The organism is Lactobacillus sp. JM1, from assembly GCF_009834385.1.
Classification (GTDB): domain Bacteria; phylum Bacillota; class Bacilli; order Lactobacillales; family Lactobacillaceae; genus Lactobacillus; species Lactobacillus paragasseri.
In genome coordinates, this window is sequence record NZ_CP044412.1 from 1,947,259 (window position 1) to 1,961,892 (window position 14,634).

The 14,634-nt window shown below is 34.4% G+C and carries 13 protein-coding genes; 4 read left to right on the top strand and 9 right to left on the bottom strand.

Going from position 1 to position 14,634, the window contains the following annotated elements; genetic code table 11:
* Nucleotide 1: 1 nt before the first annotated feature.
* From F3I00_RS09920 to F3I00_RS09950, 7 genes are all read right to left on the bottom strand, one after another.
* Nucleotides 2-835, bottom strand: coding sequence for a PTS system mannose/fructose/sorbose family transporter subunit IID (locus F3I00_RS09920; RefSeq protein WP_020807472.1), 834 nt, complete (start codon nucleotides 833-835; stop codon nucleotides 2-4).
* The gene (locus F3I00_RS09925; protein ID WP_159311096.1) at nucleotides 825-1,649 is read right to left on the bottom strand and encodes a PTS sugar transporter subunit IIC; all 825 of its coding nucleotides are present in this window, start codon (nucleotides 1,647-1,649) and stop codon (nucleotides 825-827) included. The genes F3I00_RS09920 and F3I00_RS09925 overlap by 11 nt, the downstream gene beginning before the upstream one ends.
* 12 nt (nucleotides 1,650-1,661) lie before the next feature.
* Complete coding sequence (locus F3I00_RS09930) at nucleotides 1,662-2,153, bottom strand: PTS sugar transporter subunit IIB (RefSeq protein WP_020807470.1); 492 nt, start codon at nucleotides 2,151-2,153, stop codon at nucleotides 1,662-1,664.
* Between the two features lie 161 nt (nucleotides 2,154-2,314).
* The gene (locus tag F3I00_RS09935; protein WP_020807469.1) at nucleotides 2,315-3,211 is read right to left on the bottom strand and encodes an ROK family protein; all 897 of its coding nucleotides are present in this window, start codon (nucleotides 3,209-3,211) and stop codon (nucleotides 2,315-2,317) included.
* 7 nt (nucleotides 3,212-3,218) lie between these two features.
* Nucleotides 3,219-4,445, bottom strand: a complete 1,227-nt coding sequence (locus F3I00_RS09940) for an MFS transporter (RefSeq protein ID WP_020807468.1) — start codon at nucleotides 4,443-4,445, stop codon at nucleotides 3,219-3,221.
* Nucleotides 4,446-4,464: 19 nt separating this feature from the next.
* Nucleotides 4,465-6,042, bottom strand: coding sequence for a family 78 glycoside hydrolase catalytic domain (locus F3I00_RS09945; RefSeq protein ID WP_113533184.1), 1,578 nt, complete (start codon nucleotides 6,040-6,042; stop codon nucleotides 4,465-4,467).
* A gap of 14 nt (nucleotides 6,043-6,056) precedes the next feature.
* Nucleotides 6,057-7,331, bottom strand: a complete 1,275-nt coding sequence (locus F3I00_RS09950; protein ID WP_020807466.1) for an MFS transporter — start codon at nucleotides 7,329-7,331, stop codon at nucleotides 6,057-6,059.
* Between the two features lie 122 nt (nucleotides 7,332-7,453).
* On the opposite strand from F3I00_RS09950, the gene F3I00_RS09955 reads away from it, so the two are divergent.
* Nucleotides 7,454-8,491 carry an AraC family transcriptional regulator gene (locus F3I00_RS09955; RefSeq protein ID WP_020807465.1) on the top strand — a complete coding sequence of 346 codons (1,038 nt, stop codon included), beginning with the start codon at nucleotides 7,454-7,456 and terminating at the stop codon, nucleotides 8,489-8,491.
* Nucleotides 8,492-8,723: 232 nt separating this feature from the next.
* Here the strand turns inward: F3I00_RS09955 and F3I00_RS09960 are convergent, their stop codons facing one another.
* Nucleotides 8,724-9,962, bottom strand: a complete 1,239-nt coding sequence (locus F3I00_RS09960) for an alpha-hydroxy-acid oxidizing protein (protein WP_003649771.1) — start codon at nucleotides 9,960-9,962, stop codon at nucleotides 8,724-8,726.
* A gap of 239 nt (nucleotides 9,963-10,201) precedes the next feature.
* Here F3I00_RS09960 and F3I00_RS09965 point away from each other — a divergent pair, with 239 nt between their 5' ends.
* The gene (locus tag F3I00_RS09965; protein ID WP_003650577.1) at nucleotides 10,202-11,512 is read left to right on the top strand and encodes an NCS2 family permease; all 1,311 of its coding nucleotides are present in this window, start codon (nucleotides 10,202-10,204) and stop codon (nucleotides 11,510-11,512) included.
* A gap of 229 nt (nucleotides 11,513-11,741) precedes the next feature.
* Nucleotides 11,742-11,924 carry a hypothetical protein gene (locus F3I00_RS09970; RefSeq protein WP_020807464.1) on the top strand — a complete coding sequence of 61 codons (183 nt, stop codon included), beginning with the start codon at nucleotides 11,742-11,744 and terminating at the stop codon, nucleotides 11,922-11,924.
* Nucleotides 11,925-12,268: 344 nt separating this feature from the next.
* Here F3I00_RS09970 and F3I00_RS09975 read toward each other — a convergent pair whose 3' ends face one another.
* The gene (locus F3I00_RS09975) at nucleotides 12,269-13,003 is read right to left on the bottom strand and encodes a MerR family transcriptional regulator (protein ID WP_020807463.1); all 735 of its coding nucleotides are present in this window, start codon (nucleotides 13,001-13,003) and stop codon (nucleotides 12,269-12,271) included.
* 304 nt (nucleotides 13,004-13,307) lie between these two features.
* Here F3I00_RS09975 and F3I00_RS09980 point away from each other — a divergent pair, with 304 nt between their 5' ends.
* A complete protein-coding gene (locus F3I00_RS09980; RefSeq protein WP_003650572.1) occupies nucleotides 13,308-14,618 on the top strand; it encodes an NCS2 family permease in 1,311 nt (436 codons plus the stop codon).
* Nucleotides 14,619-14,634: the final 16 nt, after the last annotated feature.

The window sequence follows — 14,634 nt, forward strand, 5'->3', positions numbered from 1 at the left end:
CCTACTTAGTTGGTGCGACACCTAAAATTCCAAAAAAGGCACCTACTAAGGAAATTACAATTAGCAATAAAATTATTTTAGTTGGCGTCCAAAACTTTTTATCTAACATCTTATAAACCATATAGGTTAAAAGAACTGGTAAAAGCGCAGGCATAATTTTGTCAAAAATTCCTGTTTGCAGAGACATAGTTACTTTCCCAGTCGTAAATTTTAAAGGAGTATATACTTTGACTACTGTTGCAGCCAACGTACCTACTACTGTTAGGCCCATTACCGATACTGCATCAGTAAACAGAGTTAGTTTGTCACCAAGTTCAGTAACTAATTTCACTCCAGAATTATAACCTAAATCAAAAAGTTTAATTCTAATCCAAAATAGTAACATGCCAATTAGAATCCAGATAATGGCACCAATAGGGTTTCCTTGTAATGCCATATACCCGGCAATAGACCCCATCACTGTTGGTAGAAGGATCCAAATAATGGTATCTCCTACTCCAGCAAATGGTCCCATTAAGGATGTCTTTAAAGCTTGAACGGCATCTTTTGATTTGATGCCATCTTTTTCTTCCATTGCATCAGTCGCGCCAAGGATAATATTTGCCATTGCTGTTGTTGTATTAAAGTATTGAAAGTGGTTATCCATAGCCTCAATGTACTCGTCATCATTTGGATAGATTTTTCTTTCTAACTTAGACAATGACCATGCAACCGACGGACCTTGTTGCGTTTCATAGTTAAATAGCGCTGAGCCCATACACATCCATCTTAATATTGCATGATGTCTATCCTTCCACGTGATTTTTTCTTTTTTGGGTTCTTCATTATTCGTCATAAGTATCATCCTCTTCTTCAACTGAACCATTATTTACATTAGAGCTAGCAATTGCCTGTGCTTGTTGTTTCTTTTGTTCGGAATCTTTAATACCATTTCTAAATACAACAATTGCAGCTGCAGCCCCTAAAATAGAAACACCAATAATTGGAAGCTTCAAATATGCACTTAAGACGTATCCTGCCATTACAGCCCAAATATATTTCTTAACTGGCATGTAATGCATCAAAAGAGCAATACCTAGAACGGGTAACATTCCCCCAGCAACATTTAATCCTGTTGTAACCCAAGTCGGAACGACTTTAAGAACTGCTTTTACAGCGTTTGGTCCTAAAACCACAATAATAAACATAACTAGCATGTTTTTAAATGCAAACATTGCTGGTCCAGCCAAGCCCACTAAACGCATTTCTCTAAACTTATGTTGATGCAATAAGGTTTGCATTTTATGAGCTACAAAGTTGTTTAAAATCTTAACAAGAACATCTAAATTAATGGCCAAAAGACCTACCGGCAATCCCACTGCAATAGCAGTAGATAACCCAGATCCAGTTCGAACTGCTAAAAATGTTCCAACTAAAGTAGCTAAACTGTAATCTGGAACAGAAGCTCCACCTAATCCGGCAACACCTAAGGGCATTAATTGGAACGTTCCACCTATAAGTAAGCCAGTTTTAAGATCTCCCATTATGAGACCTGCACACAGCCCCGTAGTAACAGCCCAAGTATTAATGATCGTAATACCAAGGTTATCAATAACTAAATAACCTGCTAACAGAATAATTAAGATATTCTGGATAATCTCAAGTGACATCATTTTTCTCCTTTACTTAAAGTCGTGTCCCTCAATCGCCTTATTAAAATCAACTGGTGTATCATCAGGAATGTATTGAATTCGAATTGGGACTCCTCTAGATTCAATTTCTTTCAGATCATCCACTTCTGCCTTATTTAAATTAATAAATTTACTAATATTTGTTCTTCCATCTTCCGCAAAAATAATACCTAAATTTAGTTTTGGAATTTCAACACCTGCATCCATTAACTTAAGAATCATCGAGGGTTCTTTAACAATTAAAAAAACTTTTTGATTATCATATTTTCCATTTTTAAAATTAGTAGAGGCTTTATCAAAATCAATAATACTCATTCCTGTACCAGCAGGTTTAGCTAATTTCATTGAATCTTTGATTTCTGGTTGATGACTGACAACATCATCTACTACCATAAATCTTTTAGGATTTAATCGTGAATTCCATTGGTTAACTACAATTCCATGAATTAATCTTTGATCTATTCTAGCTTCAATAACTGGCATAAAAATATCTCCCTTTCTTTTACATCATTTTTTGAAACCGCTTTTATATTTAAAGTATAGTTGGAACGTTCCATTTTGTAAAGCGATTTCATTAAATATTTTTTATTACAAATAAAAACTGCGGTCCATGTTGGATCGCAGTTTATTCATATATTTTCATTTTACAAAGTTTCATGATTTTCTGTAAGCAATAAATTATATAATGCACCAAACAAATTAGCATTATTTTTAAACTTTGCACTCACTATTTCTGGTTTAGTAAGCATCTTAGAAATAATTGGATTATTATCAATCAATTGCTGATATGCTTTATTTATTCCTTCTATCAAAATCGGTTGAGCAGAGATCCCACCACCAATAGCATATCTTTCTAAATCCACGACAGTTTGAATATTAAGAATCACAGTAGCTATGCCATAGCAAAATTGATTAAAAATTTTTACAGTATCGGAATCATTTTTATTAATTAATTCAAATGCTCTAAGACCATCTTCACTATCGTTGTTAGTATTCTTGTTAATTGCTTTTATCATTTGAACAGCAGAATACTGTAATCCTGCTATTTTATCATCGTATTTTTGATCAGTGAGCTTCATAAAACTTACTTCACCAGCTTGGGCATGCACACCTGAAAGTAGACGACCATTAACAATAATTCCCCCACCAAGACCGGTTCCTAACGTTATTGCTGCACAATTATCTAAATCTTTTAAGCTACCAAGCCAATTTTCTGCCAGTACACTTGCCTTCCCATCGTTGATGACAGCGATTGGAACTTTCAACTCATTGTATCGATTGTTAAAATTAATCCCATCTAAAAACGGAAGAGAACCACCAAAGTAAATAGTATTATCTTGTACTTTGCCAGGAGCACAAAATGCAATTCCTTTTAATCCTTTAAACTGATCAATTATTTTATCTATTTGATTTAAAAATCCTTTTTTATTATGAATACTTTTTATCTTGTCATTTTGAATAATGTTTCCTGCATTATTCAAAATTGCATATTTTATATTGGTTCCACCTATGTCAATACATAAATAATTTTCTGTTTTCATTTTTACATTAAATCCTTTTAGCTACATTTGCTTTTTTTAACATAAAAATTACAGCTATAGATGCAATTGCTAAAATAATATTTATTATTCCTGCGTTCATAATTGCTAGGCCTGCATTTGTTCCCATACCAAGCACCTCTCCAGCATATGGGGCCATAAAAGAACCTAAATTAGAGCCCACTAATGCAATAGATGTAAATAATGGTGCTTTCTTGGCACTTGATACTTCACTAATACGGTTAAAAATGTATGGAATAATCAATGAACCAGCAATCCCCTCTATCATCGAAACTGCATATACTAGCCATAAAGACGAAACAAATGGAATAATACCTACACAAATACCAGCACTTAGCAAACCTAAAGGCAAAACATATTTACCTAATTTCTTATAAATGGGGCCAAATAAGAAGCCACCAACAACTGTTGCTAAATTGACTGCACTCCAAACATTACTTGCATCTGTTGGAGTTCCAATATGAGATTGAACGAAATATGTTGGCAATTTAACAGCAAAAACCATCATAGAAACTAGTGTAAAGAATGTTAAAAGAGTCAACAAGATTATTAATCCAATAGGATTCTTCTTTACTTCATTGCCTTGTTTTGCGGCTTCAGCCATTTCTTTTTCTTGTTCGACTTCTTGACGCTGCAATGCTCCAGATTTTTCTGGATCAGGCACAACGAAAATAAACAAAACTAAAGTTGGAATAAACAGTAGGTACACCCAATATGCAGCATGCCAACTAAATACAAGTAACTGTCCAGCAACAAACGTCATTGCTGCTGTACCTATCCCAGCAATGGCACTTCTCCATCCCATTAATTTTGCACGTTGATCGCCATAAAAGAAAACACCTATTAAGCTTATTGCAAGAGGATTAGCCAAGCCAATACCTATTCCTAGGATTGCCCGTGAAATTAGGATAGCAGTGAAGTTATTAATAATTGCTGGAATAATAGAACTTACTGATGCAATTAATAAACCTAAAATTGCCGTTCTCTTTTGCCCTATCCATTTAACAATTACTCCACTTACCAGAACAAAAATCGTTACAAAAATTGAAACTACCGTGGTTACTAATTCGATATTTACTAAAGCTTCATTTGGGAAAGACTTTGCCATTCCTGGAATTGTAGCATTAATTACACTAGCAGCTTGCTCAACAATATTTAATGATAATAACGCTACAATAATTAACCATGAATGAAACTTACTTATGACTTTTGCCATATTAATCAGCTTCTTTCTTTTATGCAACAAATTTTTTCAATAACCAAATCGGCGTACAGCTCCATGCATGACAGAAACTATTTACAATGGGACTACCGTAAGGGGAATAATCTGGATTTTCTGGTTCAAATGCTTCCCAATAAGTATCTGCACCTAAGTTAACCATTTTGCCCCAATATGATTTCATTAAATCAATAGCTTCGTCTTGCATCCCCGCTTCAAATAAGGCCTGATCTACATGATGATACATATATGGTGTTGCTATCCCTTTAATTGGAAATAGTTTCTTAACTGTTTTTGTCATAATCTTATTATTAGTTTCATCATCCATTACATGCGCTAAAACCATCCAGACTTGACTAGCAATATTTATTTCTTTATCTTTCCCAGAAACAAATAACTGTTTATTTGAATCAAATAAATTATTTTTGGCATATTCAGTAAGTTTTGATAATTGTTCTTCCAACTCTGATTTATCCGAATCACCAATCATTTGAGCTAGTTCTATTAACTGCTTTAATGCATAAATTGTAATTGCCTGTGCAGAAGTTGTCTTATCAAATTCTGTTGACCAATCAACAAATGTTACGTAATCTTCATCTGGAATTACTTCACCATTTGGCTTAATAAATCGTTGCATATATTTCCATTGCATTTTTGCAATAGGATATAGATCTTGCAATATTTCTGCGTCATATTCATGTTTCTCTAGATCATATAAAGTTGAGATAAAGAATAAGCTATAATCATACATAAATGTGTCATCTGGAACATAATCTGGATTAGTAAATACATTTGCAGAAATGCGACCGTCTTTTGTTGTCATAGCACCAAACAAGTACAAGCATCGCTTAACTAAATCAGTATTATCAAAAGAAGCATAGTTAGCTAGGGCTTGCAGTCTAAGATCTCCAAGCCATAATCTTCTATCGCGCTTTGGACCATCTTCAAAAACATCTTGCATACAATCATGTAACGTATTAAGACCAACTTGATATATCTTTTTAAGCTCTAGATCCTGAATTTGGGGCTGTTTAAAGTTTTCTGTATCAACTGCACTCTGTGTTAGAACTTGTGGTTTTGAAAAATACGCTTTCCATTTTGGAGAAGTATCTATAACGCTAATTTCTACATATCGGAAACTATAGCGACGTGGTAATTTTAGATCTACTGGTAATTTATCAACATGAATCATTTCTTCTTGAATCCATGACTTACTTAGCCAGCCATGGTAGTCTTCTGACTTATAATTAAATTCATTTGGCATTTCAGCAAACTTTATTTTAAAAGCTAACGGAGCATCCATTGGAGACCCTTGATGTTCAATATGAATTGAAAACTGACCTACACAATGTTGACCAAAATCAATAACTATTTTATCGTCACGTGTCATGCCCATATTTTTAAGATTAGAGATGTCTGCTACTTTCTTAACACCAGTATTTTCTAATTTAGCGGAATCCTTTATTACTTTAACTAATCTTTTTCCATTTACTATTTGTTGATGTAATTTTGGTTTATATTTATCTGCTTTTTCTAAAAAATCACGATTATGATTAAATTCAATATCAGAATGAACTTGAAACTTAAAAGCCATTTTAATTACTCCTATTACTTTTGATCTTGCCGAATATTATATTTCTTTTCTAATTTGATCATTATTAGACCAAAAACAAATGCTACAAGGATCATCCCTGAAAATCCAAACATTGTTTTTTTAATGACACTTTGAACAACCAATGCTGGTGTTACAAACGCAAATACACCACATAAGAATCTTGAAAATCCACCAATAAATCCTTGAATTGCTGATCTAGTCTCAATTGGAAATGCTTCTTGCGTCCAAACTTTATAAATTGCTTCACCAGCAATGTTGCTACCGATACTCATCACACCAATAGCAATTACGATTGGCCATAAAGCATGACTTAGAATTGCTAATGAAAACATAGCTATAAATTGAATTGCCATTCCGATTACAAAATATACATTTCTATATTTACTACCTGCAGCCTTGGCAAATGCCATTGTTGCGAATAATGAAATAAAGTTCAATACTAATCCAGCTCCTGTAGCAAAGCTTTGAGAAGCATGCGCTTGAACTAACATAAATGTTTGAAATTGACCGAAAGTATTTGCTAATAAGTTCCAACAAATGTAGAACATCATAATACAAATAAATATTGGAAGATATTTTGATTTATTCTCACCAAATAATACTTTAGTAACTGATACTTTTTCTCCAGATTTACTACTATTTTCTAATTGACGTTTATTTCCTTTTTCATGGAATTCCTTAAACTTTTTAGAAAATGTACGCCAGACCCAAATAAATAAGGCTAATGCAGTTAAGCATCCAAATACGACTCTAGCTCCAGAATCTCCAGCCATTTTCGAAACAATAAATGCTGCACCATAAGATGCGAATACACCAATTTGCCAAAAGATTTGTGTAGACGCAACTAATTTCGACGATGTTTTATCATCAGGAGCATCATGAGAAATCATAGTCAAACTAATAGGTAAATCTGCTCCTGATGCAAAACCAGCTACTATTGCTCCAACCAATAGAGTGAAATAGTTAGGTGCAAACACGCAAATCAAAGCACCGACAGCGTAAATAAAATCCATCCAATTAAATGATTTTGCTAGTCCAAATATTTTAGTTATTTGTCCTGCTAATAACGATCCAATTGCAATTGCAAAAGTCAATGCACCTGATATAACCCCTACTTGATTATTTGTCATATGTAATCCAACTTGCCAAACAGTAATAGTTGCGGACATTCCAACTATTATTCCAGACCCTAATACTGATCCCAAGCCTGCTGCAATAGCTAATGGTTGATATTTTTTTACTAAGTTATTTTCTACCGAAGCGTCCATAATTTTTCCTCCTCGCTCATTTCACTAATAATTATGGATCATATTGTAATCGCTTTCAGTATTGTGATAGTATTAGATTGGTTGCAAAAGTACAGATTATATAGACAAAAGGTGAGGTAAAAATGATTACTTCTTCAATACAAAAGCAGCTTTTTCAAGTTACTCCTATTGAACAAGAACAAATTAATAACAATGGTAAAAATGTTCAAGATGTTCCAACAAGTCCAGAGAACATTGAAGATTCAATTGCACGAATGCCTTTTTGGCACTTTTTTGATCAAGGCAGAATTGCAGTTACCCAATCTAATCGTTTTTCTTATATTCCGGCTCATAAACATAAATTTATCGAAATGAATTATTGCTATCAAGGCCGTAGTATTCAATACATTGACGATAAATTAATTACTTTAACGCCGGGCAATCTAATTATCATGGATCGTGAAATTCAGCAAAGAATTAACTATGCGCGAAGGCAAGACATCTTAGTTAATATTTTAATTAGAGATGATTACGAAATTAATGATTTAACTAGTAACCTCCATGATAAAAATAATCTCCTCGTATCTTTTTTAATCAACTGTACTAAGCGAAATTTTTCTCATAACAATTACTTAGTTTTAGACTTAAATAAAGACTTAGTTTTCAAAAATATTATTGAAGACATTATTAACAAAGGGCTTAATAACGACGGATCAAATAATCAACTATTAAAATACTTATTACAAAGCTTCATTTGCGCACCAAACGCCTTAATTAAAAGCAAAAAAATAAACTTTTCATCAATTGATGAAAAGTCCCTATATCCTGTAATTAATTATATGAATGACAACTTTAAAGACATTACTCTAAGAGAGTTAGCGGATAAATTTGGATACAATAAAAACTACCTGGGAAATAAAATATCTAAAGAAACTAATCACACATTTAAAGAGCTTCTTCAAATGCGCAAACTAAATATTGCTTGCAATTTACTTCAAAGTACTAATTTAAATATGGATCAAATTTCTGAATATGTTGGGTATGACAATCACTCATCCCTATTCAGATTATTTAAATCTTATCTAAAGATCACCCCCACTGAATATAGAAAGCGAATTAGACTTCCTAAAAGTCTAGATGGCGACTCTTTAATTCCTAATCCCTACTTTAGCGAAAATTAAGAAATTAATTTTTAATATAAAAAAACTTACCAACACTACAAAAGTCAGTAAGCTTACAATAATTATGTTTGTTACTAATGAAGTAATTCATTAAGTTCATGTAAAACTAAATGAAGTTCATGTAAAGCAACACATAATAGGAACAGTGTTACTATCTGCTTTATAATTTAATGCGCAGAATAGTGCTTAGGCGGTCGTTAGGCCGCTTTTTTCATATACTCACATCATTAAACTAATGTCTTGAAGCGCCACTTACTGCATCTGCAGCTTCACCAGTTAATTGATTTTCCTTAGTAACAGGATATGGCTTCATAACACTCTTACTCGTTGAAGAAATCCCCCAATCAGCAGTGTAGTCAAGATGATCAATTTTAGCATGTTTAATATCGTCAATCGTCTTACAACCAGTCAATTGCATATCAATCAACAATTCCTTATTCAATTGCTCAATAACTGACTGAACACCTTGAGCACCACCAAGTGCTAAGCCGTATAAGAATGGACGACCAATACCAACTAAGTCAGCACCTAATGCCAATGCCTTAAAGACGTGTGAACCACGACGAACGCCGCCATCAAGGATAATTGGAACGGGGCGATCACAACTCTTCACAGCCTTCGCGATCTCAGGCAAAACATCAATTGTAGCAGGAGCCCCATCAACTTCACGGCCTCCATGATTAGAAACTACAATTCCATCTGCACCAGCACCAATTGCAAGCATCGCATCTTCAGCACATTCAACGCCCTTAACAATTACAGGCACATCAGCAATGTCCTTAATCTTACGAATATCATCTGGCCCAATATTTTGAGCAGATGAAGCGTACATTTCAGCAACACTTTGTCCCTCTCCTTTTCCACCAGTCCATTCATTAAAGAAAGCAAGTGGAACAGGATATGTAAAGTTAGTCCGTAAATTTGCTTCACGATAGCCACTAACTAGCGCATCTACAGTTAAGAAGAAACCGGTAAAGCCGGCTTTAACTGATTCTTCAATTACCATTTTATTAAAGTCCCAGTTCTTGCTTAGATATAATTGCATAAACCGTGGGGAGTCGCCTACTGCGCTTTGCACATCTTGAACACTCTTATTTGCATAGGTACTCATTCCAAACAAAGCACCGGCAGCTTTTGCACCCTTAGCAGTATCAATTTCGGCTTCGGCATTTGCAATACCATGGCAGGCAATTGGACAGATCATAACTGGTGTCTTTAACTTCATCCCTAAAAATTCAGTATTCAGTTCTGGATCCTGCATCCCAGTTAAAGCACGAGGCACAATTTGAAAATGGTTAAAAGCTTGTGTATTATTCCGCCAAGTCCATTCATTTTCTGCACCACTAGCAATGTAGTAATAAGCAGCTTCTGGTATTACATATTTCGCTTCGTTTTCCAGTTCATCCAAGTTAACCATGTGTAGTTTTTCTTCTCTAGTACTTTGTGGGAACCCTTTATAGTAAGTTGTCATCGATATTTCCTCCAATCATTAAGTAGGTTTCTATACACCTTAATTTTAGGACGATTTCATTAATTTATTAAATAAAAGCTATTATGAAATAATTCACTAAGTCCGATATGCTCACTATCCATGTTCTTTGTAGCGCTTTCTTTAATTAAAATTCGTGTTTACATTTATTTATCAGAATGCTACACTGTAAAAGTTGCTTATTTAAAGCTAAAAAGCGAACATTATGTCTGGAGGACAAAATGAATTTTATCAAAAACTACTTTCATTTAGAAAAGTTGGGAACTAATGTTAGAACTGAATTTATTGCAGGTCTAACAACCTTTATTAGTATGTCTTATATTCTCTTCGTTAACCCAAGTGTTCTTGGTGCTAGCGGCATGAATACTGGCGCTGTATTTACTGCAACTGCTTTAGCTGCGGCTCTTGGTACAGCAATTATGGGTATTGTAGCTAACTATCCGATTGGTGAAGCACCTGCCTTAGGTATTAACGCCTTCTTTGCCTATACCGTATGTATTGGCATGAAGGTATCTTGGGAAACTGCCTTAGCCAGTGTTTTTGTTGCATCAATTATCTTTATTTTAATTACTTTATTTAAATTAAGAGAAAAGATCATTGACTCTATCCCTTCAGACCTTAAATTTGCCATTTCATCAGGTATTGGTCTTTTTATTGCCTTCCTAGGTTTACAAAATGGTGGTTTAATTGTTGCTAACAAATCTACTTTAGTTGGTTTAGGATCACTTCATAACCCGCTTGTTTGGATTACGATTTTTGGTTTAATTGTTACTGTAATCTTAATGATTTTAGGCGTTCCAGGTGCGATTTTCATCGGAATGATTGCTGCCTCAATCTTTGGCATTTGTACTGGTCAAATTGCCGTACCACACAAGTTCATTTCTTTAGCGCCAAGTCTTGCACCTACCTTTGGTCAAGCAGTTTTCCACGTTAAAGACATTAATTCTCTGCAAATGTGGGTTGTTGTTTTAACTTTCTTACTTGTTACATTCTTTGATACTGCTGGTACTTTAATTGGTCTTGCTCAACAAGCTGGCTTTATGAAGAACAACAAAATGCCACGTGTTGGTAAAGCATTAGCCGCAGATTCAACTGCTATGATGTTTGGTTCTATCTTTGGTACTTCACCTGTTGGAGCCTTTGTTGAATCAAGTGCTGGTATTGCAGTTGGTGGACGTTCAGGTTTAACTGCAGTCTTTGTTGCCATCTTCTTCCTGATTTCAATGATCTTTAGTCCATTACTTGGGGTGTTCACTACTCAAGTAACTGCTCCAGCCCTAATTATTGTTGGAGTTTTAATGGCACAAAACACTGCTCACATTCACTGGAATAAGTTAGAAATTGCCGTTCCTGCATTTTTGATTTTACTTGGTATGCCACTTACCTACTCAATTTCTGATGGTTTAGCATTAGGGATGATTACTTACCCAATTTGTATGGTTTCTGCAAAGCGTGGTAAAGAAGTCAGCCCAATGATGTGGGTACTGTTTGTCGTATTCATCATCTTCTTGTGGGTTTTGAATTTTAAGTAAGCTAAAATTCACTAACAAAAATACCGATTATCATCCATCTTGATAATCGGTATTTTTTATTGGCGTGATTTTTATAAAGTATACTTAACAAAATTACGTATTTTCGTAAAGTATACTTTACAGCATCTATAATTAAGCCGCCCATAGTATAATATAAGTATAAAAGTAACCTTTATTTTCCCCACTCAACTGTTTGACAATTATTATAGTAACGACAGGAGGAATAAAAATGATCATTACTGGTAAGACTATTTTTAAGCTAGTCTATATACTTAGCATAATTTTTAGTGTTACTTACATCGTTTGGAATGCTCTTCAGCATAATCCATTAGATCCAACTTACCTTTTAGTTGCTATCATTAGTATCGCGGCGATGACTTTAGTTTTTATTAAAATTAACAAAGAGGAATAATTCCATCCCACAAAAAAGCCCGTGCATTCGCACGAGCTTTTTAATTTCTAATTATATCTGCCAGCAAAAGTCTTAATATTCATACTTTAAACACAAACTTTACCAATTTAATTAGTATGTTTGTGCTAGCTCTGCTAACCTATATAGACCACCACAAAAAATAAAAACGCCGCTCTACCTATAACTTTGGCGAGTTATAGAGCGTCGTTTTCGTCATCTTAACATTAAAAGCCACCGCTCTTAAAGCGGGCTGTATAAGGAGATCCGCGGATCTCCTTTTTTCATACTTGATTATATCATAGTATTTATTAATAAATATCATTTTTAGATTTGTACATTTTACCCTAGTCTCTACAAATTTCTAAGCAATATGATTTCTTTCCACATTTTGGACAAGTTAATTTTCTAAACTTAGGTGTGTGCGGAGATAAATTAAAAGTTAAAAATGATGGAATAAAGACATCTCCGCAATTTGGGCAAACATATTCAACTTGTTCATAGTAATACCTTGATAATCCCCAAGCTGTTGCAAAAACTATTGCAATTAAAGCTACGACTTCAATTACTAATATTGTCGTCATCTTCATCTGATATAAATAAAGTGCAGTTCCAATTCCTGCTATCTCAAATAGCGTTAGGAGTCCACCCCATACCAAGAGTCTGCTTCTCAAAGCTGTCAAATTCTTTTCTTTTCTCATAATACTTGTAATGTCAGAAAAATTGGTTAATGCGGCAGATAAAACACCTATTTTTTGTAAATGTTCTATCTGTTTTTGCTTTGCAGTCAATTCGTTGATTTTTTGTTTGTTTTCTTGATACTGCTGCTTTAAAAGCAACTCAAGCGATTTACTTCCGCGCTCATCTTGAATGAGCGTTTTTATTTGTTTCAACGAAAAGCCAAGATCTTTTAGAAACAAAATTAATTCTATCTGCCTTATCTGTTCTTTTTCATAAAAACGATAGCCATTCTCTTCCGTATAAGCCGGCTTAACAAGCCCTTTTTCATCATAGAATCTTAGAGTACGCGTACTTACTTCCAGCATCGCAGCTACTTCACCAATTGAATATTTTTCTTGCATTACTTTCACCTCCTAGCTTCAAGATATCAATTAACGCAAGGTCAAAGTCAATATTTAAATTATAAAATATTATATTTCCCGGGCCATAATGTTCGGATTCTGCCAAAAATATGCTATTTTAGGTACTATTGTCTGCCTCTAGATTAGTTTAATCGAATAATTTTGACTATTATTCTTGAAATGGTTAATATTTTAGATATAATTTTAGTTGAAGATTCGCTTTTAGATGACTAAGAACACAAGTAAATCATTTTAAAGCTTCTTTTTCTTTAAAATACGAACATTACCACATCTGGAGGGTTACATGAATTCAATTGGTAAATTTTTCCATTTAAATGAAAACCACACTTCATTTAAAACAGAGTTTTTAGCTGGACTAACTACGTTTGTGAGTATGTCTTACATTCTGTTTGTTAACCCAGCTGTTTTAGGAGCAAGTGGCATGAACAAGGGAGCGCTGTTTACTGCAACAGCCTTATCTGCTGCTTTCACGTGTATTGTAATGGGACTAGTTGCCAATTACCCTATTGCTTCTGCACCAACCTTGGGACTTAACGCATTCTTTACTTACACCGTCTGCTTAGGAATGCACGTTAAATGGCAAACTGCTTTAGCTGCTGTTTTTGTTGCTTCGATTCTTTTCATCTTACTAACTGTATTTAAAGTACGTGAGATGATTATCGATGCTATTCCTAGTGATATTAAATACGCAATCTCAGCTGGTATTGGTTTGTTTATTGCCTTTATTGGTCTTCAAGGTGGTAAATTAATTAGCAAGAGTGATTCCACTTTAGTTACTGTTGGTGCTTTGAACAATCCACTTGTTTGGATCACAATTTTTGGTTTAGTTGTAACTATTTTCTTAATGATCGCCAGAGTCCCTGGTGCCATCTTTATCGGAATGATCGTGGCTGCTGTCTTTGGCATCGCCATCGGTCAAATTCCAATGCCTAAGGCCTTTATTTCAGGAGTTCCAAGTCTTTCACCAATTTTTGGTCAAGCTGTTTTCCATATTAGTGATATTAATACTGTCCAAATGTGGATCGTTGTCTTCACTTTCTTACTGGTTACTTTCTTTGATACTACTGGTACTTTAATCGGACTTGTTCAACAAGCAGGCCTCATGAAAGACAACAAAATGCCACGCGCCGGTGAAGCTCTAGCAGCTGACTCATCTGGTATGTTAGTTGGTTCTGTTCTTGGTACTTCACCAGTTGGTGCCTTTGTTGAATCAAGTGCCGGTATCGCAGTTGGTGGTAGAACTGGTTTAACTGCTGTCTGGGTTGGTATTTTCTTCTTAATTTCAACTATCTTCAGCCCAATCTTAAGTGTCTTTACTACTCAAGTAACTGCTCCTGCTTTAATTATTGTTGGGGTATTAATGGCTGAAAACTTAGCACACGTTCACTGGACTGATCTTGAAATTGCAATTCCATGTTTCTTAATCGCACTTGGTATGCCTCTTACCTACTCAATTTCAGATGGTCTTGGCTGGGGTTTAATTATTTACCCAGTATCAATGCTTGCTGCTAAGAGATTCAAAGAAATCACGCCAATGATGTGGATTTTATTCTTTGTCTTCGTCATTTACTTCGTAGTTCTAAATGTGAAATAGGGTTAGGATAATGAAA